The following is a 21509-nucleotide window of genomic DNA, read 5'->3' as shown; positions in this document are numbered from 1 at the left end:
CGATACGCCAGAGCCTCGCGTGTGCCCAGCTCACCCGGCCAATTGGGCGGCTGCTGCAGCCGCCTGCCAGTCCTGGGCGAGCAGCACCGCCGGCTCCGGGCCCACGCGCAGGCTCGGCCGATCGAGTGGGCGCTCGGGGGGCGAGGCCATCGGGTCATGTCCCGCCGCGCGCACGGCCGCCGCATAGCCGCTCAACCGCTCACGGGTGTCGCGGTCGATGCGGTCGAACACGTCGCCGATCAGCTCCTCGGAGAGGAGCGAGTAACCCGCGCCGTCCGGCACCTCTCGGCTCGCCTCAACGAGCTTGGCGTGCGCACGACAGGCAGCCTCCACGTCGGCGCCTTCGATCTGGTACTCCGGGAACCGCGCCGCCTGCGCCTTGAGCCGCTCGTTCGGGTCCACCGTGAGCGTGATGCCGAGCCCGTGACCAAAGCGGTCGAAGTCCCCCTGCTTGCGGATGCGGGTCTGTTCGCCCGACGGCACGTTGTGCTCGGCCAGAAACGCGTTGACGCGCTCGTTGTAATGGTGGTCCGCCAACAGGTGCGCCCACGCACCAAGCGTCACGTCGTCCACGCCGCCCGTCTCGACGAACGGCTCGACCCACCGGTCCCAGAACTCCTGATGGTCCGCAACGGGAATGTGGGACGGCAGCGTGTGGTGCGTGTCCGTGTAGAGCAAGGTGTGCGAGACGTCCGGCACCATGTAGCCCACGTACACGTCCGGCACCAGGTTGCCAAAGTGGTACGCGTTAAGGTCGCGAATACCGAGCGACGCGAGGTCGTTCCCGGAGGCCAGGCGCTCGACCAGGCCGGTGTGGATGTTCCAGGAAGGCATAGGGCTCCTCAACGAACGCCGTGACGTGACCACTTTAGCGATCGCGCGCTACGGCCTAGTTAAACTCCGCGTACTCGAGTCCATAGTCGTCCTTGAGGTGCTGGAACCACTCCTCGCAGGTGTAGACGGGGATGTTCGAGGCCGCAAAGTCTTTTTTGTTCCTTGTGATAATCGCCTTGGCACCCGCACGGACAGCCCCCTCATAGAGACAGGCGTCCTCAAAGTCAGCCCAGTCGTCGCTCAAAGCGCGCTGCACGTCCCCGGGCATCAATGGCCGCAGCGAGACCTCCTCGAAAAAGGAAGCCAGTGCCTCCTTTGCGCCTCGTTTTGAAGCTCTTTCTGGGCCTGGCGTGGTCGTCATCACGTAGAACAAGTCGGTGACCTGACTCACTAGCATGAGAAGCCGGTAATCGCCCCAGTACCCATAGTCGACAAGTTGCCGCGCCGGCTCGAAGAAGGTGCCCCGGTGCATGAGATAGTCGAGGGCAACGTTGGTGTCGACCACAACGTTCATCGCCATCGTTAGCACTTCCCTTCCGCGAGGCGCTGCTCTGCCCGCGCACGAGCGATGTCGCCATTAGAGGCGTACAAGAACGGATCGTTTGCCGGGTCGTAGGGAGGCAGCGATGCCGCGATCTTCTCGAGCCGCGCCTTTGCCTCCTCCAGTCGCCTCCGCTTCTCCTCGTCGGTCAGCAGCTGCGACGGCCACACTTTTTCCTCCGGCTCAAAGGGCAGGTCGCCGCATCTGATCACGTAGTCGTAGAGCTGGTTCACGGCCTCGGAGGGCGTGACGCCCAGCGCTTTGAGCGCGGCGTTGCCCTCCTCTTTCTTCTCCGGCGTCATGCGCGCGGTGATCATCGCGGTGGCAGGGTTGGCACTCCTCGGCTTGCTCGGTCGCTCGACAGTGGCAGTAGGCATGGGTGCTCCTCGGTCGTATCACGTCATACCTCATTATATGAGGGACACTTGTTCGGGTCAAGGGACAAAGTCATGCCAAGTGCCGGCGGCCGCCCAACGCGGGCCGTCGATGCGTCCGCGGCTCCTCCGGGTACGCACCCCGTTGCACACTGGAGCCACCACCATCACCGTCAGGAGGAACCATGATCGTCGCATCCATCGATGAACGCAGAAGCCCGGAAGTGATCGAGCAGATCGAGGGGCTCGGCCTCTCGGACGAGGCCAAGGCCCGCCTGAAGCGCGGCCTCGACTGGCTCGCCGAGAACGACTGGAAGGCCCAGAAGCTTGGCCGCGCGGAGATTGACGGCGATGCGCTCTTTGCGAACGTGATGGCCTTCGAGACGAGCTCCCCGGACTCCAAGGACCACGAGGCGCACCGCGCGTACATCGACGTCCACTACGTGGTCGAGGGCGAGGAGCACATGGCCGTGGCGCCCGTCGAGGCCTGCGAGGCCGTCACCGAGTACAACGAGCGCGACGACTTCGCGCTCTATCGCGCGCCGAAGGACCAGGAAACCTGGGTCACGGCGCGGGCGGGCGACGTTGTGGTGACGGAGCCGGGCGTGGCGCACAAGCCCGGCTGCTGCGGGGAGAACGGCCCGGCACCGCTCAAGAAAGCGGTGGTGAAGGTCGCGCTGTAGAACCTGACAGAGGGCTTGGCCCATCGTCACGCCGCAGCCGAAACGCCGGTTAAGCTTGCAAACGCAATACAAACTAAAGATGGCTGTATTATTGAACTCTTTAGCTGGGGTTTTGCGAGCGGAGCGTCTATCGCTTGGCCTTGGTTTGCAATTGCAACTCCAACTTGCGAGTTTGCTTTGCGAATGCAAGCCAGTGGCAAAGGTGCCCAACCCCTTTGGCACCGCACATTGCGCCACACACAGGGCGGAGAACCGCAGCCCGCACGAAATCACAGTGCGAACCAGCCCGACAAAAGCAATGAGCCAGAACCCGATGGGCACTGACTCATTGCTTGTTTTATGTCGCTGAGAGGGCTAGCCACGCACCTCGGCGCCCAACGAGCGCTGGACCTTCTGCACGAGCTTGCCCATCGTCTTGTCGACCTCTTCGCTCGTCAGCGAGCGGTCCGGGCTGCGGAACGTCAGCGCGAACGCCATCGACTTCTTGCCCGGCCCCACACGCACCGGGTCGCGGTACACGTCGAACAGGCGCACGTCGTCGAGCAGCTTGCCGCCGGCGGACTTCACGCGCTGGACGACCGTCTCGTAGTCCTTGTCCTCGCCCACCACGAGCGCCAGGTCCACCTCGACGCCCGGGAGCGTCGGGATGTCCTCGTAGGCGCGGAACTCCTGCGCATGGGCCAGCAGCTTGTCCTGATCCAGCTCGAACGCCACGACCTCGGCGTCGATGCCAAAGTCCGCGAGCGCGAGCGGATGGACGTTGCCGCACCAGCCGATGCGCTCCTTCCCCACCAGCACCTCTGCGGCGCGACCGGGCTGCAGCCAGGGGTACTTCTCGGGGTTGGCCGTCTTGAAGCGCAGACGCTCGATCTTGAGCGCGGCGGCGAGCTGCTCCACGGCCCCCTTGGCGTCAAAGAACGAGAACGGCTCGAAGCGCTGGTCCCAGCCGTCCTGACGCCACTGGCCGGAGTAGACCGCGGCCACATAATGGGGCTCGTCCGGCTGGGCCTGGTCCGCGCGGCCAAAGAACACACGGCCCTGCTCGTAGAGCGCGACGTCGGGCACGCCATGGTCGATGTTGTACGCCACGGAGCGGAGCAGCCCCGGCACGATGGAGCGGCGCATCTCGCCCTGGTCGCTCGTCAGCGGGTTGAGGATCGCGACGGCGTCGCCGCGGCCGTCGTCGGTCATGCGCAGGCGCTCGAGGTCGCCAGAGGTCGCGAAGTTGTAGGTGAGCGTCTCGTTGAGGCCGCTCTCGCGAAGGGTGGCGCCGATGAGCTTCTCGCGGCGCTGCTCCTCGGTGAGGCCGCCGGTGTGGTTGCGCGCGGCCGGGATGCTCGGCTCGACGTAGCCCATGCCCCAGAGGCGGAGGACCTCCTCGACCAGGTCGATCTCGCGGGTCAGGTCCGGCCGCGTCGTGGGCGGCACCACCTCGATGGGCATGCCCGGCTTGCCCGGCACGACGGCGCACCCGAGACGGGCGAGGCACGCGACCATGAAGTCGGTGGGGATGTCCGCGCCGCACAGCTGGCGCACGCGGGACGGGCGCAGCGTGATGGGCTCGACGGTGACGGGCTCCGGGTACACGTCGACGGCGCCCTTGCAGACCTCCGCGCCGCAGCAAGCCTCAAAGAGCGCCGCCGCAATGTCGGCCACCTCGGCGCAACCGGCAGCGTCCACCTGGCGCTCGAAGCGGATGGAGGCCTCGCTCATGAGGCCGAGGTCGCGGCTTGTGCGGCTCGTGTGGCCGGGCGAGAAGCACGCGCTCTCGAGGAGCACCTCGGTCGTGGTGTCGTCGATCTCCGAGTTCATGCCGCCCATGACGCCGGCGAGGGCCACGGGCGTCTCACCGCCGTCGGTGATCACGGCCATGTCCGGGGTCAGCTGGCGCACCTGGCCGTCGAGGGTCTCGATCTCCTCGCCCTCACGGGCGGCCCGCACCACGATGGACCGCTTGCCGTCGCGGTCCTTGAGCTTGCCGAGGTCGAACGCATGGAGCGGCTGGCCGGTGAGGTACATCACGTAGTTGGTGACGTCCACGACGTTGTTGATGGGGCGGCTGCCGGCAGCGGTCACGCGCTGGGCGAGCCACTCCGGCGACGGGCCTATCTTGACGTCCTTGACCACGCGGGCGACGTAGCGGGAGCAGAGCTCGGGGTCGTCGATGGCGACCGTGACGAGGTCCTTGGACGCCGGGCGCACCTCGCGCTGGATGTCGGGCAGCTCGACGGCCACGGGCTTCTCGAGCACGGCGCCCACCTCGGTGGCGAAGCCGGTCATCGAGAGACAGTCGGGGCGGTTGGGCGTGATCTCGCAGTCGAGCACGGTGTCCGCGATGCCGAGGTAGTCCGCGATGGGCATGCCCACCGGAGCGTCCGCCGGGAGCAGCATGATGCCGCCCTCGTGCTCGGACCCGATGCCCAGCTCCCTCTGGGAGCAGTTCATGCCGCAGGACTCGACGCCGCGGAGCTTGGACTTCTTGATCTTGACGCCGCCGGGCAGCTCGGCCCCGATCATGGCGACGGCCACGCACTCGGCGTCGACGACGTTGGGGGCGCCGCAGACGATCTGCAGCGGCACGGGGTTGCCCTCGGCGTCGGTGTTGAGGTCGCCCACGTCCACCTGTGTCACGTGCATGTGGTCGGAGTCCGGGTGCGGCTCGCAGGAGACGACGCGGCCCACGACGACGTTCTCGAGGTCGGCGCCGACGCGCTCGACGGCCTCCACCTCGGTGCCGGTGCGGATCAGTTCTTTCACGAGGTCGGCAGGGTCGGCCGGAAGGTCGACCATCGTGCCGAGCCATTCATAGGAGACGCGCATGGAATCAGCCTTTCTTGAGCGCGGGGGTTGCGAATCTGGACGCTTCGGTCAAAGCCGTTTGTCCACGTCTGGACGCTTCGGAGAGAGCCATTTGTCCACGTCTGGACGCTTCGGTCAGAGCCAACTGTCCAACCGTGGACAAGAAGCTTTGACGCAAGCGTCCACGACTAGAACTGCCGGAGGAAGCGCATGTCGCCGGTCATCAGCATGCGAAGGTCCGGCAGGTCGTAGCGCAGGGCCGCGACGCGCTCGGCGCCGATGCCAAAGGCGAAGCCGCTATAGGTCTCCGGGTCGATGCCCGCGTAACCAAAGACGTTGGGGTCCACCATGCCGCAGCCGAGGATCTCGATCCATCCGGTGTGATTGCAGAAGCGGCACCCCTCGCCGTGGCACACGCCGCAGGACACGTCCACCTCGCAGCTCGGCTCCGTGAACGGGAAGAAGTGCGGCCGGTAGCGCGTGGCACGGTCCTTGCCAAAGATCTCGCGGGTCATATGGTCGAGCGTGCCCTTGAGGTCCGCGAACGTGATGCCCTCGTCCACCACGAGCCCCTCGATCTGCGTGAACTGCGGCAGGTGGTTGGCGTCGGCGGTGTCCGGACGGAACACACGGCCCGGGCTGATCATGTAGATGGGGGGCTTCTCGGCCTCCATCACGCGCATCTGCACCGGGGACGTCTGAGTGCGGAGCAGCACGTCGCTCACCAGGGAGCCCGGCTGCGGGTCGGTGGGGTCGGCCACGTAGAACGTGTCGCGCGGCGAGCGGCTCGGGTGGTCCGCCGGCGCGTTGAGCGACGTGAAGTTGTAGTACTCGGTCTCCACGTAGGGGCCGTCGGCCACCGTGTAGCCCATGGCGACGAAGATGTCCGTGATCTCGTCCACAATCTGGCTGATCAGGTGCTCGTGCCCCACCACGGGCCGACGCCCGGGCAGCGTCACGTCCACCGCGTCCGCCTCGATGCGGCGCGCCAGCTCGGCGGCCTCCAGCTCCTCCCTCCGAGAAGCGATCCAGGCCTCCACCTGCTGGCGCACCTCGTTGGCCCGCTTGCCCACGAGTGGGCGCTCCTCCGGGCTCAGCCTGCCCATACCGCGCATCAGCGCCGTGAGCTCGCCCTTCTTGCCAGTGACGGCCACGCGGACCGCGTCGAGCGCGTCGAGCGTGCCCGCCTCGCCGATGCCGGCCTGCGCGCGCTCGCGCACCGCTTCAAGCTCTTCGATCATCCCCATGGACAGGTCCGTCCCTCCCTCCGGCGCCATCGGGCGCCGTCTGTCGTGGGACGAGAAAGCGACCCGCCCCCGGTGTCTGAACTCCCAAGGACGAGTCGCGTGCGTGTGACCCGCGGTACCACCTTGATTGGCGTCCCGGCACTGGCCGGGAGGCCCGCTTGTTTGGAACCCGTGTCGAGGGTCGGCCGGCTCCCCTACGCAGGCCGCGCGGCCCTTCAGGGAGCGGCTCGGGAGCGAACGCCGCGCGTCACCGACCGTAGGGCCGCTCTCAACCGGTGGCGGCCTTCTCTGTCCGTTCGGGACGCGACGCGCGGAACCTTCTCCGTCAACGCCGTATCGCTCGATGGTAGCAAATCCAAAGGCAGGGGCACCGGGACACCGGTGCCGGCTCCAGTTGTCCCGGCCCGCTCACAGGTCGCGCCGTCGGCGAGCGCCCTCACGCCGACGGAACGGTGATCACCCTCACGCCGTCGTTCTCGAGCCGGGCACGGATGTCCGGCGCAATGCCGTCGTCCGTGATCACACAGCGAATCTTGTCCCCAAGGTTGAGAGGCACGACGCCGGACCGGTCGAACTTCTCGCTCTCGGTCAGCACCACGACCTCCGTCGCGCGGGCGGCCATGTCGCGCACCGCCTGGGCGCGCATCTGGTCGCTGTTGGTGAAGCCTTGCTCGCGCGTGAACCCGTCCACCCCGATGAACAGCCGCTCCACGCGGAAGTTCTCGGCGCACTGGGCCACCATGGGCCCGACGTTCACCTGCGCATCGTTCTGATAGGCGCCACCGAGCAGCACCGTCCGCGGCGACCGCGCGTTGCGCACGTAGCCGGCGATGAACGCCGAGTTGGTCACGACCACGATGGAGCGGCCGCTCTCGTCGAGCGCCGAGGCGAGCAGCGCGCAGCAGGAGCCGGACTCCACCATCACGGTCTCGCCGTCGTCCACGAGCTCGCAGGCGCGGGCGGCGATGGACTGCTTGGTCTCGTAGTGATAGGCCAAGCGGCCGTTGATGTCGTTGGGGTTGCCGAGCGCCGCGTGGCCGTGCTGGCGCACGATCACGCCCCGCGCCTCGAGGGCGTCGAGGTCCTTGCGCATCGTCACGGCGGAGACGCCCAGCTCGCGGGCCAGCTCCACCACCTCCACCCGCTTGCGTTGCGTGAGGACCTCGAGGATCCTCGTGTCGCGCTTGCCCATTGGGAATCCCCCTCACCGACACGGGAGCGGCATGACAGAGGGGTCCGAGAACCCCACCCATACACAGTAATCGATTTCCAATTCGCGCGCCACCCGGGTATCAGCTTGTCTTCAGGTTCATCGGCGACGCGCTCACCTGCGGGTTTTTACGCCTCAGGCACGCGACACACATCAACCCATTCGGCATCGGGCAGCACGGACGCGAGCTCTTCCGGGGTCAGGCGCACGGCGCTCGCCGCGTTGCCGCAGGCCGGGTAGACGGTGTCGTGCGCGAGCAGCGAGCGGTCGAGGAAGACGTCGCAGCCGTCCTCCACGCCAAACGGGCACACGCCGCCGATGCCGTGACCCACCCGCTGTTCGACGTCGTCGCCCCTGAGCATCTTGGCCTTGGTGCCGAAGGTGGCCTTGAACTTGGGGTTGTCGACACGGGCGTCGCCGGCCGCAAGCAGGAGGATCGTGCGGTCGCCGCGGTAGAACGAGAGCGTCTTGGCGATGGCGGCGGGCTCCACGCCGAGCGCGGCGGCGGCGAGGTCCACCGTGGCGCTCGACACGTCGAAGGTCTTCACGCGGTCGCCATAGCCGCGCTGCTCGAGGTAGGTGAGGGCGCGCTCAAAGGCCATGGGGTCCTCCTCGCCAGGTGGGCTGCACAAGCTTTGCTATACTAGCAAACCGCATCTGTCCCCATCGTCTAGTGGTCTAGGACGCTGGCCTTTCAAGCCGGTAACACGGGTTCGAACCCCGTTGGGGGCACCAGAGCGAAACCGCAGGCCGGAAGCCGAATTTGGTTTCCGGCTTTTTGTTTGCGAATCCAGCGTCGCAGCTGGGCGTCACAGCTGGGCGTCACAGTTTTTGGCGCCCGCGCCAGAATCTGCCGCGCGGCCTTGCGCGTTACCGAGAAGCCCCAGCCCCTCGCCCGTCACCACTCGAACCCGTTGGCCGCCGCGAACGTGCTCGCCTGCTCCAGCACCCCCGGCTGGTCGCTGCACCAGTCGATGAAGTCCGGGGCGTCCACGATGATCGGGTCGGCCTCGTGCACCGCAAGGGCGGCCTCCCAGTAGGACCCCGGCTCGGCATCGGGGCGGTCCGGCAGGTACGGCTCGATGTACACCGGACGAAGCAGCGCATAGGCAGCGCCCTCGTTGAGGCGCAGGTAGCCGTTGAGCGCGCGCCGCGCGGCCGGGAGCCGGTCCAGCTTGAACAGCATGAGCGAGCGCGCAAGGTTGGACCAGGCGTTGCCGTGACGCTCGAAGCGCACGTCCAGGTCGTCGAAGCCCTTCTCGTCCTCTAGGCGAGCGAGCGCCATGGCGGCGGTGAAGCGCAGGCCGAGCGGGTCGCCCGGCATCAGGTCGAGCAGCGCCAGCGACACGTCCCGCGCCTCCGAGAACGACGCCGCCCCGAACGCGCTCCGGGCGAGCGCCGCCTTGACGCGCAAGAGCGGCCGCGCGAACGGCTGCTCCCAGCGATCGCCCGACCCGCCGAGAGCACCGGGGTTCTCGGCCGTCAGCCGCTCGTCGAGCGCACGCAGCTCGAGCATCGTGTCCACCTCGTCGGCGGCGGTGCACAGGATGCCCAGCAGCGCGGCGTCAGGGCTCGACGGGTCCAGCTCCAACGCCTGCTCTGCCGTGGCACGAAGCCGCGCCAGACGGTCCTCGAGCGCGGCGGCGTACTGGTCGTCCGAGAGGAACTCGTCCTCGGCGCGACCCTGCGCGAGCGTCGTCTGTGCCCTCACGAGCAGGGCGAACGCGCGCTCCTCGTCATCGTCCACAAAGGCGTCCGGGTCCTCGCGCACCGAGCGCGTCAACTCCTCAACGGCCCCCTGCGACAGGTCGCCGAGCGCCGCCGCCCGCTTGGCCACGAGACGCGCGACGCGCTCCCCCATCCAGTCCGTCGCCATCGTCAGGACCTGCCCGAGAGCGCGCCCTGCACAGCGGCCACTTCCAGCTCGTCCTGCATGGCGCCGTGGATCACCTCGGCGTCCTTGGCGATGAACGAGCCGAGGGCGCCGATGCCCTGGAGGTCAAGGCCTTCCTGCGTGAGCACGGTGGCCTCGGAGACCGCGAGCACCAGCTCGTCGTTGGAGTAGGGCTCGACGGCCAGCCGTGCGAAGATGCCGTCCGGAACCTCGCCCTGGGCGGCCAGCACCGAACCGGCGTGGGGGTACACGTCGAGGATCTTGTGCAGGTGGGCACGGGCCTCCTCATCGCGGCCCGCCTTGAGCGCGAGGCCGCACTGGGCGAGAAGCGACCACGCGTCCGGACGGAGCCGCCCTTGGACGCTGTGGGAGCACCGCTCAAGAAGCCCCCGAAGCCCCTCCTCGTCCTCCAGCTTGGCGTAGGCCAGCGCCGCCGTGAAGCGCACGTCGCCATGGTCGGCCGGGTCGAGCGCCAGCAGCTCCTCCGCAGCGGCCAGTGCCTTGCGGTAACGGCCGCAAACAAGGGCGCGGGCCGCGAGCGCGGCCAGCCAGCGGTAGAGCGGGAACATCCCGAGGCGCGCCTCGGCGCGGCATCCCGGCTCGTTCTTGGCGATGATGGCGTCGCGCTGGGCGAGGCTTTTCGCGCGCACCTCGTCGAGGCCGTCCACAAGGAACCGGTAATAGTCCTCGAAGGCGGTGCAGTCCTGGGCGGCGAGCATGCGGCGGGCGTCGTGGCAGTCCGGGTCCAGCGCGAGCGCCTCCTCGAGCAGCCCATGGGCCTCGTACACGAGGGCCGCCACGTCGCGCTCATCGGCGAAGGGAAGGTCCGAGTCAACGATCTGCGACGACCGGGCCACCAGATGGAACGCGCGGTCGCGGTCGGTCTGGGGCAGCGAGTCGTGGTTCCACGCGAAGCGGCGCCTAAACGCCGAGGCAGCACGGGTCACGGCGAAGGGGTCGTGCAGGTCCTGGGTGCGCGCGAAGCGCAGGCTGAGACGCCGGTATTCCTCTTGGGCGGGGTCGAACGCCATCGCCGTCTCCTCTCCTTCAGCGGGGCACAGGGTCACAAACGGCCTGACGGCGCCCGTGGAGGTTCATGGTATCAGGAGAAAAACAAAGGTCAGCGCGGCAACGGAAGCCAGGCGCCCGAGAGACGCCCGCCGCCGAATCGCACCGGCTCCCGTGGCAGCACAGGCCCGCGTGCACGGCTGTTCTCCGCGCTCACTTCACCGTGTAGCGAGCCACCCGGTAGAACGTGACCGCGCCCGAGCTGTCGCCGCCCTCGTACTGCACGAACTGCACCGAGTGCTGACCCGTCGTCGCGGCGTCGCCGCCCAGCGTCAACGTCTCGTGGGCGGAGGCCCCCTCCAGCTTGGTGCAGAACGCGCCGTCCACATACACCCACACGGGCGTGTCGGCGTCCACGCCGTCGGTGATCACGGAGACCTCGGCCTCGGAGCTGCTCGGGTTCACCTTGAGGTCGATGGACGACCCCTCCTCGGTGGAGCCGCTCGAGGTCACGAGATAGGCGGACCCCTGTCCACGCTCGCCGTACTGGTCGCTGTCGAGGTCGTCGGGCAGCGTAGTCGCGGTGGCGTCCTCGGTCTCGGACGCGGCCGCGTCGTCCGCCGGCTGCGACGCCGGAGCGTTGCCGCAGCCCGCCAGCGTCAGCGCAAGAAGAACGGAGGCGAGAATCGCAGGCACGCGGACGGTCATGGGGGCTCCTTAGAGGTCGGTGCGACGGAACCCCTGGTTCATACCCAGCAGCCGCTGGCACACGTGGTAGGGGCGAGGGCTCGAACCCACCTGCGGTGAGGCGAGGCCATGAGGAGGCTCGACGGTCCCCATGCGCCGTCGCCACGTTTGCGGGGAAACGTTTCTCCGCAAAGCAGCGGGAGATCTTGCGGGGAAACGCGCGCCATATCGGCGTTGGAGGAGAAAAGCCCGAGATAGCGGGCGGGCAGCGCGTCGTTTCTCCGCAAAACGAGCCCGTGGTTTGTGCGGAAACGGTTCCCCGCAAACCACTCGCCCGCCGGCACCGGAGCACCTTGCCACACAATGGCACACGGCGCCCGAAAACATGAAACAAGGTCGGAGTAGGACTACCCTCCGATCTGCGGGTTTCACCATGGTAGGGGCGGTGGGGCTCGAACCCACATGCCGTGAGGCGGAGGATTTTAAGTCCCCTGCGTCTGCCAGTTCCGCCACGCCCCCGTTGAGACCATCCTACTGGGACGCCCGCGCCGACGGGTCCACGACCTCCGGCATGAAGCCGATCGGGCCCGGCTGTCCGTGGGCGGCGCCGTACACCGCGAGACAGCCGCCCGTGAGGCCGTCCGCCTCGCTCACGGTCACCTTCGTGAATCCGGTGGCGCGCATCAGCTCGCCGAGGAGCAGCGCCCCGCCGAGGATCACGCCCGCACGGCGCGGCTGCAGCCCCACGATGCCGGCGCGCTCGCTCTCCGTCATCGACGCCAGGCGCTGGCACTGCTCGTCCACGTCGTCCAGGGTCAGCGTCGCGTCCTGCACCATCGCGGGGTCGTAGGGCTCGAGCTCGGCCTTCATCGCGACGAGGGACGTCGCCGTGCCGCCGGTCACGACGAGCCGCTCCGGCTGCGTGACCTCCTCCCCCACCCACGGCAGATGGTTCTCGATGGTGACGCGCGAGTAGGCGCGGCACTCGAACACCTCGTCTCGGGCGGGAGGGTCGTTCTTGGAGAGGAACCGGTCCGTGAGCCGGCGCGCGCCCAGCTCAAAGGAGTGTACCCACTCCACGTTGGCAGGCTGGTTGTTCTCGGCGCCCGGCTCCCACGTGCCATAGGTGAGCTCCGTGGACCCGCCGCCGAGGTCGGCCACGATGAGCGGCTCATCCGGATAGTGCCATGCGGCGCCGCGGAACGTGAGCGCGCCCTCCACGTCGCCCTCGATCACTTCGGGAGCGAGGCCACGCTGACGCAGCGGCTCGAGCAGCTCCTCGACGTTCTTGGCGTCGCGAGCGGCGCTCGTCAAGAAGCAGCCGGCAATGTGGACGTCGTTCTCGGCAAAGAACCCGAGCGCCTCGTCCACCATGGCGAGCACCGCGGCGATGGCCTCCGGGTCCAGCTGGCCGGTCGCGTCCACGCCGCGGCCGAGGTCGCAGACGCGGGACTCGCGAGCGAGGAACAGGGGCTCCCCGTCCTCGACGTCCATCGCGGCCGCCCGGGTGGTCACGGTTCCGATATCGATAAGCCCAACACGCTCCACGGGTGCTCCTTCACTGTGGCGTCGGTCCCCCGACGCGGCGCCCGCTAGTTGCGGGCTGTCTTGTCGTAGCCAAAGACGGTGTCCAGCGCCTTCACGTACCAGGGGTCCTCCTGTTGGAGCACCTCGTTCGCGACGTCGGTGGGCACCGGTGCGGCCTCGGACTCGTCCTCCTGCCCGGGGAGGCCCTCCACGGTCGCGGCCTCCTCGCCCTTCTCTACATAGCCGTGGAGGCGCGCCTCGTCCTTGATGCCCTCCTCGGTGGAAAGCGACTTCGCCCGGGCGAGGGCCTCGGCGTTGCTCTCGTCGAGCGCCGCCGCCTGCGCCGTCAGCACCTCGTTGTCGCGGTGAGCCCAGTAGAGGTCGCGCACCGGGGCGTAGAGGAAGAGGGCCGCCACGAGCACGGCCGCTATGGCCACAAGCCACGGCCGTTTGAGGACGGAGGCCTCGAGCTGCCGGGGCTTCTCGTCCGTAGCGGTCGCAGTGCCGGTGAGCGAGGACGCCTTGGCGGCCACGCTGCGCGGCAGCGCCGCCATCTTCGCACCGATGCCCCGCTTGGTCGCCGAGCGCCGCGTGCGCCCGGGACGCTCCGCGTCGTCAACCGCCTGCGAAGCGGCCCGGCGTGGTCGGCGGCGGTCAGTCCGCGCCGAACCCCGAGAAGGCCGCTCGGATGTAGCCCGGCTGACCGTCCGCGCACGGGAAAGGTCGGCGGTGGCGTCCGCGCTCGCCGCGACCCGAGGACGGCGCGTCTCGCCGGCCGGGCGCAGCCTGCGCGGAGCCGCCGGGCGCTGACGGACAATCGCCCCCTCGCCCTCAACGGGGATACCGTCCACCTCGTAGATGGGCTCCTCCGGCGCGAGCCCCGACGGGCCCGGGAAGAGCAGCGTGTCTGAGGAACGACGTCCCATGGGTGCCTTTCAGGTGCGTGAGGAGCGGGTCCGCGAGCCTCTGAGGAGGGCCTCGACTGCACGGCAACCGGTCGCGCGGCTGAGGCCCTTCTGGGTCAGGGGTTATCAGCTTAGGTCATCGACGGCGGTCAGTGCCCCGGCTTCTCGCCGCCCTCCCGGTCCTTCACGATCCCCCAGAGCTCCTCTAAGCGCTCGTGGCCCTCTTCTGTGACCGGCTCGCCATCCGCGGCCGCGAGCGTCTCCACTCCCTGCCAGCGGCGGCGGAACTTGGCGTTGGACTGGCGCAGCGCGTCCTCGGCGTCGATGCCGAGCTTGCGGGCCACGTTCACGAGCGTGAAGAGCAAATCGCCGAACTCGAGCGCCTGGCTCTCGCTGCCGCTCGGCTCGGCGGCCACCTCGGCGCGCTCCTCGGCGAACTTGTCCCACACGGCGTCCACGTCCGGCCAGTCGAACCCGGCCCGCGCCGCCCGCGCGGAGAGCTTCTGGCACTCCATGAGCGCCGGGAGGCTCCGGGGCACCGAGTCGAGCAGGCCCTCGACCCCTGTGCGGCCCGCGCGCTCCTCGGCCTTGACGGACTCCCAGATGCCGAGCACGTCGTCGGGGTCCTGAGCGGCGGCCTCGCCAAAGACGTGCGGATGACGACGGATTAGCTTCTCGTTGAGGCCCCAGGCCACGTCGTCGAAGGTGAACGCGCCCTCGTCGGCGGCGATCTGCGCGTGGAGCAGCACCTGCATCAGCACGTCGCCGAGCTCCTCGGCCAGGTGGGCGTCGCTGCCCTCCTCGATGGCGTCGACCGCCTCGTAGGCCTCCTCCACCAGGTTGCGCTTGATGGACCGGTGGGTCTGCTCCTTGTCCCAAGGGCAGCCGTCCGGCTGGCGCAGGCGCCAGATGGTGCGGACGAGCGCGTCCATCGCCTCGTGGGTGCCCGGGGCGCCGGGGCGCTCGCGGCTCTCCTCGTCGGCCGCGCGGGCGCCGATGGACAGCTCCGGGGCACCGGCCTGGCCGGCCAGCGCACCGTCGGCCTCGATGCGGCAGCGGAGCGCCGAGGCCAGGTGTGCCGCGCCCGCCGCGTTGGGGTGCAGGCGCAGGTCGCCGAACAGCTGCGGGTCGGACGGCACGAGGTCGCGACCGTCCACGAACTCGAGGCCGAGCTTGTGGCAGACGGCGCGGAGCATGATGGCCATCCAGCCCAAAGGACGCCCAGAGGCGGACGCCTCTTGCTCGTCCGCGCGCCAGAGCGGCGACAGCACGTAGACGCGCGCCGTGGGGAAGAGCTTCTTAACACGCTTGAGGTAAGCCTCGGCAGCCTTGGAGATCTGGTGCGAGGAGCGCACACGGGACCAGTCGTTGGTGCCGTAGGCCACCACCACGAGAGACGGGTCCGCCTCGCGCACGGCCTTCAGGCCGCGAAGGGTGTCCTCGTCGAAGACGTAGCCGGCCACGCCCTGGTTGAGCAGCGTGAAGTCCAGGGAGCGCGCCAGCCGGACGGGCCACGTGGTGCCGGGGGCACCGGACACGAAGCCTTGGGTGATGGAGTCGCCGAACGCGACCATGAGGGGGCGTACCGGTGCGGGCGCCAGCTCGCCGTTGGAGGAGAGGTTGCCCACGCCCACGGCCATGATGTACGGCAGCCAGATGCGGCAGACCACGGGTCGGCCACAGGGATTGTCGAGAGAGAAGGACACCGAGCCCGACGCGACCGTGGCCTCGTGCTGCACGCCGTCGGCCTCGAGGGTGATGGCGTCGACGATGCCGGACTCGGGCGCGGCGTCCGCCTCGGACACGCCGCTCGCGTCGAAGACCTCGCGCACGATGTCCGCGTCATGGCTCCGTGAGAGCGGGTGCAGCACCTTCACGTCGAGCAACACCTGGGTGCCCGTCGTCGTGAAGGCCACGCACACGCCGGCCGTGGCCCGGGCACGGTGGCCGCGGCCCTTGGCCTTGAGGTGCTTGAGCTGCTTTGCCGAGAAGCGCTGCGGGGCGACGAGCCCGTTCTCGAGCACGCGGGCGCCGACGCACCCGCGCAGGTAGCGGCAGATCTCCGGGGCCTCGTCGAGCGGGACCTCGTGGCCCTTCTTGTCTGTGACGGTGATCGGCAGGACGCCCACGCCCTACACCTCCTCGGCTTCCAGGGCGGCGCGGATCTCGGCCTCCTCGGGATAGAAGAACCTCCACTCGCGGCGCAGCTTGGTCATCGTGTCCATCACGTCGCAGGTCCAGGCCATGAGCTGGTTGCCGTAGGCCGGGTCCTCGACGGCCCGCTCGAGGTCGGCCATCTCGTAGGCCAGCGCGCGCGGGCGCTCACCGCACTGCACGAGCTCGACCTCGCCCGTCTCGGTCCAGACGATCTTCGCCTCGTCGGCGCGCGGGTACTCCATGACCTCGATGTAGCACTTGTCGCAGGAGACCATCGCGCGCTTGGGCTGCTTGGAGCGCAGCGTCAGCGTGGCCGAGACGAGCTGGCCCTCCTCCGACTGCGCGATGATGGCGCTCCGCTCGTCCACGCCGGTGGGCGCCTGTCCCATGATCGACTTGAGCTGCACCAGCTCGCCGGGCACGAACAGCCGCGCGAGGCTGAGCGCGTAGACGCCGATGTCGAGCAGCGCGCCGCCGGCCAGATTGACGTTAAAGAAGCGGTTGCGCTCGTCGTAGTCCTTGTAAGAGCCGAAGTTGAGGGTCACGACGTTGACCTCGCCGAACTCGCCGGTGTCGAGGCGGCGGAGCAGCTCGCGGTAGAGCGGCATGTGGAAGATGGTCATCGCGTCCATCAGGACGACGCCGTTCTCCTCAGCGAGGGCGAGGGCCTCGTCCAACTCCTCGGAGTTCAACGTGATGGCCTTCTCGCAGAGCACGTGCTTCTTGGCGGCAAGGGCCTGGCGCAGGTAGTTGATGTGCGTGTTGTGCGGGGTGGTGATGTAGACGGCGTCGATGGCCGGGTCCGAGATCATGGCCTCGAAGGAGGGATAGACCGTCTCGACACCGTAGCGCTCCGCGAAGGCCTCCGCCTTGGGAAGCGTGCGGTTGGCCACACCGGCCAGGTGCCGGCCGTCCGCCTGAAGGGCCTGTGCCATCTCGTTCGCGATGACGCCGCAACCGAGCACGCCCCACCTGAAGTCCTGGTCCGCCATCTTTGGATCCCCTTCTCCCGGACATTCACAGATGCCTATCAGTTTAGGGGACGGGGGGCCGCCGAATGTAAAGGCACGAGACCCCCATGTGGGACAAAGCAAAGAGACGAGATCGTCCCATTCAATGGGTGGGACAATCTCGTCTCTTTGAACTGTCTCACGCCGGGAGCTCGTAGTCCGGCTCCTCGTCGTCGCCGGCACCGCCGATGTCCTCCAGCACGCCGAGCGCCGCGACCACCACGTCCTCCTCGCCCTTGTGGAACGGATACGCCACCTTGTGCGTCTTCGGGTACACGAGCGCGCCCTTCTTCTTGAACGCCGGCAGCAGGTCGCGCGGCACGTCGAGCCCCTGGTACACGAGCCGCCCGCCCGTCAGCGCCACGGACGTCACGCCCAGACGCTCGGCGCGGATCCGCAGCCGCGCGCGGTCCACGAGGTTCCGTGCGGGCGCCGGCAGCTCGCCGTACTTCTCCGCAAGCTCGTTCTCGAGCCGCTCCACGTCGGCCAGCTCCGTCGCGGCCGCGAGCCGGCGGTAGGCCAGCACGCGCTTGTCGATGTCCGGGAGGTACTCGTCGTCGAAGAAGAAGTCCGCCTGCAGGTTGATCGTGACCTCCGGCGGTGCGACCTCCCCCACCTCGCCGCGGGCCTCGGCCACGGCGTTGCCGAGCATCTGTGTGAAGAGGTCGAAGCCCACGCTCGAGAGGTTGCCGTGCTGCTCGGCGCCCACCAGCGAGCCGGCGCCGCGGATCTCGAGGTCGCGCATCGCCACGCGCATGCCGCTTCCCAGCTCCTGATACTCGTTGATGGCCGTCAGGCGCTCGGTGGCCTCCTCGGTCAGCGGTTTGTCGCCCGGGAACAGGAAGTACGCGTAGGCCTGCAGCTTGCCGCGTCCCACCCGGCCCTTGAGCTGGTAGAGCTGCGCCAGGCCGAGCCGTTGCGAGTCCTCGATCACCAACGTGTTGGTGTGCGGGTTGTCGATGCCGCTCTCGATGATCGTCGTCGCCACGAGCACGTCGATCTCGTGCTCCTGGAACCTCATCATCACGTCCTCGACCTCGCGGGCGCTCATCTGCCCGTGCGCCACGCCGACACGGGCCTCGGGCGCGGCCTCCCTCACGTGCTCGACGGCCTCGTCGATGGTCTTCACGCGGTTGGACACGTAGTACACCTGGCCGCCGCGGGCCATCTCGGTGCGGATCGCCGTGCTCACCACGTCGGGGTCGTACTCGGCCACCGTCACCTTGACCGGCTTGCGGCCGGCCGGCGGCGTCATGATCAGGCTCATGTCGCGCACCCCGGAGAGGCTCATCTGCAAGGTGCGCGGGATCGGCGTGGCCGAGAGGGTCAGCACGTCCACCTGCTCGCGCAGGTTCTTGAGCTGCTCCTTGTGCTGCACGCCGAAGCGCTGCTCCTCGTCCACGATCACGAGGCCGAGGTCCTTGGGGTTCACGTCCGCCGACAGCAAACGGTGCGTGCCGATGAGCACGTCCACGCGCCCGTCGGCGAACCCCTTGAGCGCCTCCTTTTGCTCCTTGGCGGTGCGAAAACGCGATAGCACGTCCACCTTCACGCCAAAGGGGGCGAAACGCGACTCGAACGTCTCGTAGTGCTGCTGCGCCAGGATCGTGGTGGGGCAGAGCACCATGACCTGCTTGCCGTCCTCCACGGCCTTGAAGGCCGCGCGGAGGGCCACCTCGGTCTTGCCGAAGCCCACGTCGCCGCACAGCAGACGGTCCATCGGCTTGGGCTGCTCCATGTCCGCCTTGATGTCCGCGACGGCGTTGGCCTGGTCGTCCGTGAGCTGGTAGGAGAAGCTCGCCTCCATGTCGCGCTGGGCCGCGTCGTCCGGCGAGAAGGCGAAGCCCGTCACGGCCGCGCGCCGCGTGTAGAGGTCCACGAGGTCGAAGGCCATCTTCTTGGCGTTCTTGCGCGCCTTGGTGGTGGCGCGGGACCAGTCGGCGGTGTTGAGCCGCGTGAGCCTCGGCGCGTCGCCGCCGGCGCCCACGTAGCGCGTTATACGGTCCACCTGTTCCAGCGGCACGTACAGCTTGTCGCCCTCGGCGTACTCCAGCAGGAAGTAGTCGCGCTCCCGGCCGCCCACCTCGCGGCGCACGATGTCGGTGAACTTGGCGACGCCGTGGCTCGCGTGCACCACGTAGTCGCCGGGCTTGAACGGGAACGTGACGTTGGTGATGTCCACCGAGCGGTGCTTGGCGCGCTTGGCCGAGCGGTTCGAGAGGTCCGCGACCGAGAGGACCGCGAGCCCGGCCGTGGGCACGACGACGCCGGCCGGCACCGGGGCGTCGAAGAACGTGACCTCGCCGCGATGGGGCGGTCGCGCCTGCTCCCACGCTGTGGGGTCCGTGGCGGGCAGGGCGTTCTTGGGGTCGTTGGCGAGGGACTCGCAGAAGGGCACGCGCTCGTCGGTGAACGTGAGCTCGAGCGCCTCGCGGGCGCCGCGGTCCGGCACCGCGAACACGACGGCCAGGTTGTCGTTCACAAACTGCCGTACGCGGCCGAGCATGCGCTGGTCGGACCCAGCAATCTGGGGCTGGGCCACCGTGAGCTCCGCCGTGGGCTTGGCGCCCTGGATCAGGATCGAGCTGAGCGAGAGCCGCTGTTGGGTGCCGAAGTCTAAGGCGGACGGCGCCGTGAAGAGGCCCTCGAGCGTGGCCCGCGCGGCGGCGGCGCTCGCCGAGAGGTCCTCCGTGGCGCGCAGGCAGTCGTCGAAGAGCGCGCGGGGCTCGTTGAGGCAGACGAGCGTGTCCTTGGAAAGGTGGTCGATCGGCGAGCCGGTCTTGCCGTAGAGCTGCGGCAGGTAGAGATCGGTGCGCGGGTTGGGGATGCCCGTCTCGATGGCCTCGAGGTCCGCGGCGACGGTCGTGTCGTCCTTGGCCGGCTCCCACAGGGCGCGACGGGCGCGCTTGACGGCCTGCTCGGTGAGGGCGTACTCGCGGGCCGGCAGCAGCTCGACGGAGCCCAGGTCGCCGATGGACTGGCCGGTGGAGCTCACCATACGGCGGATGCGGTCGATCTCGTCGCCGAAGAGCTCGATGCGCACGGGCGCCGTGGCCTGCGCGGGATAGACATCCACGAGGTCGCCGTGCACGCGGAACGTGCCGGGGCCGTCCACCTCGCCGGGGTTCGCGTAGCCCAGGCCGAGCAGCGTGGCCGCGATCTGGTCGATGGGCACCTCGTCGCCCACGGAGTAGGTGACCGATTGCCAATACTTCTCGGATTTGGATGGCACGCGGCGGAGGAGCGCGCGGGCGCTCGCGACGACGATGCAGGGCTCGCCGAGGGCGAGGCGCTCGATGCAACGGGTCCGCTCGCCGATGATCGCGAGGTCGGCGGCCTTGTCGGACCATGGGAGGTCCGGGCGGTCGCGGTAGCGGCCGGTGTTGGCGAGCCCGACCCACGCGGCGAGCGTCCGCGCCGCGCGGTCCGCCGCCTCCTCGCCGGAGACCACGTACAGGCACGGGCGCGGCTTCCACGCCCAGATGGACGCAAGCGCGAGGGCACGGCCGGACTGCGACACCGCGAGCGTGGCGTCCTCCCCTTGGCGCAGCGCCCGGACGAGCGGGGCCATCGCCTCGGCGTGGAGCAGCTGCTTGGATACGCGGTCGATGAACATTGCGGGGCCTCTCGGACGCTCGGCATGGGAAACGGCCCGCAGCGCGTGAGTGCGCGGGCTTATCGGCGGTGAGTATACCCGCGAGAGGTGTGGGCGCGCCCGGGTCGGCGACGCTCCGTTGCGGGGAAACGATTGCCCGCAAAAGAGGGGGCTCCGTTGCGGGGAAATGGCGCCGGAGAGCCTCGCACGCGTACAAACCCCGAGAAGAGCGCCTTGCGGAGAACCGTTTCTCCGCAAGATGTTGCGCGGAAACGTTTCCCCACATCCGTGCGGCACGTCGAGCAGTCCGGCGCCGCCTACGTCCGTCAGCGTGCTGGCTCCGCGCGCACGCGTTCCACGAACGCCCGGATCTTCTCGGGGTCCTTGAGGCCGTCCGTCTCGACGCCATCGGACACATCCGCGAGCAACGCGTTCGTCGCGAGCGCCTCCGGCAAGTTCTCGAGCGCGAGACCGCCGGTCAGGCCAAAGGGCCGCTCCATGGCGTCGAGCAGCGACCAGTCGAAGGGCCGGGCGCCCCCGAGCCCCACATCGAGCAACACAAAGTCCGCCCGGGACGCGTTGGCCCGCGCGACGTCCTCGAGACGCTCCACGCGGATGGCCTGCCAGATCCTGCCGTGGCTCGTCATCCAGCGGATGCGGCCGATGTACTCGTCGTTCTCGGTGCCCTGCAGCTGCGCCGCGCCGAGAACGCCCTCGCTCAGGAGGCCGGCGATCACCTCCATGGGGCCGTTCACAAAGGCGCCCACGCGCGCGATCTCCGGGTTCAGCTCTGCCACCAGCCGGCGCAGGTTCCGCAGCGGCACGTTGTGCCGGCTCTGCGGGTGCTCGAGCACGAAGCCTGCGTAGTCCGGCCTGGCCGCATTGACTGCTTCGATGTCCTCTGAGCGCATCAGCCCGCACACCTTGACCTGGGTCATGCCGTCACACCTCCGAAGCAGCGCTGCGCCGAACCGCCAGCGGCTCGATGGACGCGGGCACCGAGCCTCGCCGGTGACCCGATTGCCATTCAGGAGGATA

General features: G+C 68.8%; 17 protein-coding genes and 2 tRNA genes. 2 read left to right on the top strand and 17 right to left on the bottom strand.

Annotation, left to right across the window (positions count from 1 at the left end):
• Nucleotides 1–30 precede the first annotated feature (30 nt).
• The 3 genes from QJ043_RS06690 to QJ043_RS06680 are packed head-to-tail and all read right to left on the bottom strand — an operon-like array spanning nt 31 to nt 1752.
• Nucleotides 31–834 carry a hypothetical protein gene (locus QJ043_RS06690; RefSeq protein ID WP_283712881.1) on the bottom strand — a complete coding sequence of 268 codons (804 nt, stop codon included), beginning with the start codon at nt 832–834 and terminating at the stop codon, nt 31–33.
• A 55-nt stretch (nt 835–889) separates the two neighbouring features.
• Entirely contained in the window at nt 890–1354 is a 465-nt protein-coding gene (locus QJ043_RS06685; RefSeq protein WP_283712880.1) for a type II toxin-antitoxin system VapC family toxin, read from the bottom strand.
• A 2-nt stretch (nt 1355–1356) separates the two neighbouring features.
• Nucleotides 1357–1752, bottom strand: coding sequence for a type II toxin-antitoxin system RelB/DinJ family antitoxin (locus QJ043_RS06680; RefSeq protein ID WP_283712879.1), 396 nt, complete (start codon nt 1750–1752; stop codon nt 1357–1359).
• A gap of 182 nt (nt 1753–1934) precedes the next feature.
• On the opposite strand from QJ043_RS06680, the gene QJ043_RS06675 reads away from it, so the two are divergent.
• Nucleotides 1935–2432: a NanQ anomerase/TabA/YiaL family protein gene (locus tag QJ043_RS06675; RefSeq protein ID WP_283712878.1), complete on the top strand. Its 498-nt coding sequence runs from the start codon at nt 1935–1937 to the stop codon at nt 2430–2432.
• A 354-nt stretch (nt 2433–2786) separates the two neighbouring features.
• Here the strand turns inward: QJ043_RS06675 and pheT are convergent, their stop codons facing one another.
• The 4 genes from pheT to QJ043_RS06655 all read right to left on the bottom strand — a co-directional run bounded on the left by pheT (nt 2787) and on the right by QJ043_RS06655 (nt 8290).
• Nucleotides 2787–5252, bottom strand: coding sequence for a phenylalanine--tRNA ligase subunit beta (gene pheT / locus QJ043_RS06670; protein ID WP_283712877.1), 2466 nt, complete (start codon nt 5250–5252; stop codon nt 2787–2789).
• Between the two features lie 167 nt (nt 5253–5419).
• Nucleotides 5420–6478, bottom strand: a complete 1059-nt coding sequence (pheS, locus tag QJ043_RS06665) for a phenylalanine--tRNA ligase subunit alpha (protein WP_283712876.1) — start codon at nt 6476–6478, stop codon at nt 5420–5422.
• 436 nt (nt 6479–6914) lie between these two features.
• The gene (locus QJ043_RS06660; RefSeq protein WP_283712875.1) at nt 6915–7670 is read right to left on the bottom strand and encodes a DeoR/GlpR family DNA-binding transcription regulator; all 756 of its coding nucleotides are present in this window, start codon (nt 7668–7670) and stop codon (nt 6915–6917) included.
• 146 nt (nt 7671–7816) lie between these two features.
• Nucleotides 7817–8290, bottom strand: coding sequence for a YbaK/EbsC family protein (locus QJ043_RS06655; protein WP_283712874.1), 474 nt, complete (start codon nt 8288–8290; stop codon nt 7817–7819).
• 57 nt (nt 8291–8347) lie between these two features.
• Here QJ043_RS06655 and QJ043_RS06650 point away from each other — a divergent pair.
• Nucleotides 8348–8423: transfer RNA gene (locus QJ043_RS06650), tRNA-Glu, on the top strand.
• A gap of 163 nt (nt 8424–8586) precedes the next feature.
• Here the strand turns inward: QJ043_RS06650 and QJ043_RS06645 are convergent.
• The 10 genes from QJ043_RS06645 to QJ043_RS06595 form a co-directional block, all read right to left on the bottom strand.
• The gene (locus QJ043_RS06645) at nt 8587–9564 is read right to left on the bottom strand and encodes a tetratricopeptide repeat protein (RefSeq protein ID WP_283712873.1); all 978 of its coding nucleotides are present in this window, start codon (nt 9562–9564) and stop codon (nt 8587–8589) included.
• A 2-nt stretch (nt 9565–9566) separates the two neighbouring features.
• Entirely contained in the window at nt 9567–10613 is a 1047-nt protein-coding gene (locus QJ043_RS06640) for a response regulator receiver protein (protein WP_283712872.1), read from the bottom strand.
• 190 nt (nt 10614–10803) lie between these two features.
• Nucleotides 10804–11298, bottom strand: coding sequence for a hypothetical protein (locus QJ043_RS06635; RefSeq protein WP_283712871.1), 495 nt, complete (start codon nt 11296–11298; stop codon nt 10804–10806).
• A gap of 413 nt (nt 11299–11711) precedes the next feature.
• A tRNA-Leu gene (locus tag QJ043_RS06630) sits at nt 11712–11796 on the bottom strand.
• 12 nt (nt 11797–11808) lie between these two features.
• The gene (locus tag QJ043_RS06625) at nt 11809–12825 is read right to left on the bottom strand and encodes a Ppx/GppA phosphatase family protein (protein ID WP_283712870.1); all 1017 of its coding nucleotides are present in this window, start codon (nt 12823–12825) and stop codon (nt 11809–11811) included.
• A 44-nt stretch (nt 12826–12869) separates the two neighbouring features.
• The gene (locus tag QJ043_RS06620) at nt 12870–13730 is read right to left on the bottom strand and encodes a hypothetical protein (RefSeq protein WP_283712869.1); all 861 of its coding nucleotides are present in this window, start codon (nt 13728–13730) and stop codon (nt 12870–12872) included.
• Nucleotides 13731–13858: 128 nt separating this feature from the next.
• Nucleotides 13859–15838 carry a nucleoside triphosphate pyrophosphohydrolase gene (mazG, locus tag QJ043_RS09810; RefSeq protein ID WP_430538470.1) on the bottom strand — a complete coding sequence of 660 codons (1980 nt, stop codon included), beginning with the start codon at nt 15836–15838 and terminating at the stop codon, nt 13859–13861.
• A gap of 3 nt (nt 15839–15841) precedes the next feature.
• Nucleotides 15842–16858, bottom strand: a complete 1017-nt coding sequence (locus QJ043_RS06605; RefSeq protein WP_283712868.1) for a Gfo/Idh/MocA family protein — start codon at nt 16856–16858, stop codon at nt 15842–15844.
• A 157-nt stretch (nt 16859–17015) separates the two neighbouring features.
• On the bottom strand, nt 17016–20492 hold the full coding sequence (gene mfd, locus QJ043_RS06600) for a transcription-repair coupling factor (RefSeq protein WP_283712867.1): 3477 nt from the start codon (nt 20490–20492) through the stop codon (nt 17016–17018).
• A gap of 305 nt (nt 20493–20797) precedes the next feature.
• Nucleotides 20798–21409, bottom strand: a complete 612-nt coding sequence (locus tag QJ043_RS06595; RefSeq protein ID WP_283712866.1) for a phosphoribosylanthranilate isomerase — start codon at nt 21407–21409, stop codon at nt 20798–20800.
• Between the last annotated feature and the right edge of the window lie 100 nt (nt 21410–21509).

Source organism: Kribbibacterium absianum (assembly GCF_030067705.1).
Classification (GTDB): domain Bacteria; phylum Actinomycetota; class Coriobacteriia; order Coriobacteriales; family Atopobiaceae; genus Kribbibacterium; species Kribbibacterium absianum.
This window is presented reverse-complemented; position numbering and strand designations above follow the sequence as displayed.

What these genes read in the sequence shown, in the direction of transcription:
- QJ043_RS06660 (WP_283712875.1), bottom strand. Translation starts at nt 7,670, where the DNA reads ATGGGCAAGCGCGACACGAGGATCCTCGAGGTCCTCACGCAACGCAAG.
- QJ043_RS06675 (WP_283712878.1), top strand. Translation starts at nt 1,935, where the DNA reads ATGATCGTCGCATCCATCGATGAACGCAGAAGCCCGGAAGTGATCGAG.
- QJ043_RS06635 (WP_283712871.1), bottom strand. Translation starts at nt 11,298, where the DNA reads ATGACCGTCCGCGTGCCTGCGATTCTCGCCTCCGTTCTTCTTGCGCTG.
- QJ043_RS06595 (WP_283712866.1), bottom strand. Translation starts at nt 21,409, where the DNA reads ATGACCCAGGTCAAGGTGTGCGGGCTGATGCGCTCAGAGGACATCGAA.
- pheT (WP_283712877.1), bottom strand. Translation starts at nt 5,252, where the DNA reads ATGCGCGTCTCCTATGAATGGCTCGGCACGATGGTCGACCTTCCGGCC.
- mfd (WP_283712867.1), bottom strand. Translation starts at nt 20,492, where the DNA reads ATGTTCATCGACCGCGTATCCAAGCAGCTGCTCCACGCCGAGGCGATG.
- pheS (WP_283712876.1), bottom strand. Translation starts at nt 6,478, where the DNA reads ATGGGGATGATCGAAGAGCTTGAAGCGGTGCGCGAGCGCGCGCAGGCC.
- QJ043_RS06685 (WP_283712880.1), bottom strand. Translation starts at nt 1,354, where the DNA reads ATGGCGATGAACGTTGTGGTCGACACCAACGTTGCCCTCGACTATCTC.
- QJ043_RS06680 (WP_283712879.1), bottom strand. Translation starts at nt 1,752, where the DNA reads ATGCCTACTGCCACTGTCGAGCGACCGAGCAAGCCGAGGAGTGCCAAC.
- QJ043_RS06605 (WP_283712868.1), bottom strand. Translation starts at nt 16,858, where the DNA reads ATGGCGGACCAGGACTTCAGGTGGGGCGTGCTCGGTTGCGGCGTCATC.
- QJ043_RS06655 (WP_283712874.1), bottom strand. Translation starts at nt 8,290, where the DNA reads ATGGCCTTTGAGCGCGCCCTCACCTACCTCGAGCAGCGCGGCTATGGC.
- QJ043_RS06645 (WP_283712873.1), bottom strand. Translation starts at nt 9,564, where the DNA reads ATGGCGACGGACTGGATGGGGGAGCGCGTCGCGCGTCTCGTGGCCAAG.
- QJ043_RS06640 (WP_283712872.1), bottom strand. Translation starts at nt 10,613, where the DNA reads ATGGCGTTCGACCCCGCCCAAGAGGAATACCGGCGTCTCAGCCTGCGC.
- QJ043_RS06690 (WP_283712881.1), bottom strand. Translation starts at nt 834, where the DNA reads ATGCCTTCCTGGAACATCCACACCGGCCTGGTCGAGCGCCTGGCCTCC.
- QJ043_RS06620 (WP_283712869.1), bottom strand. Translation starts at nt 13,730, where the DNA reads ATGGGACGTCGTTCCTCAGACACGCTGCTCTTCCCGGGCCCGTCGGGG.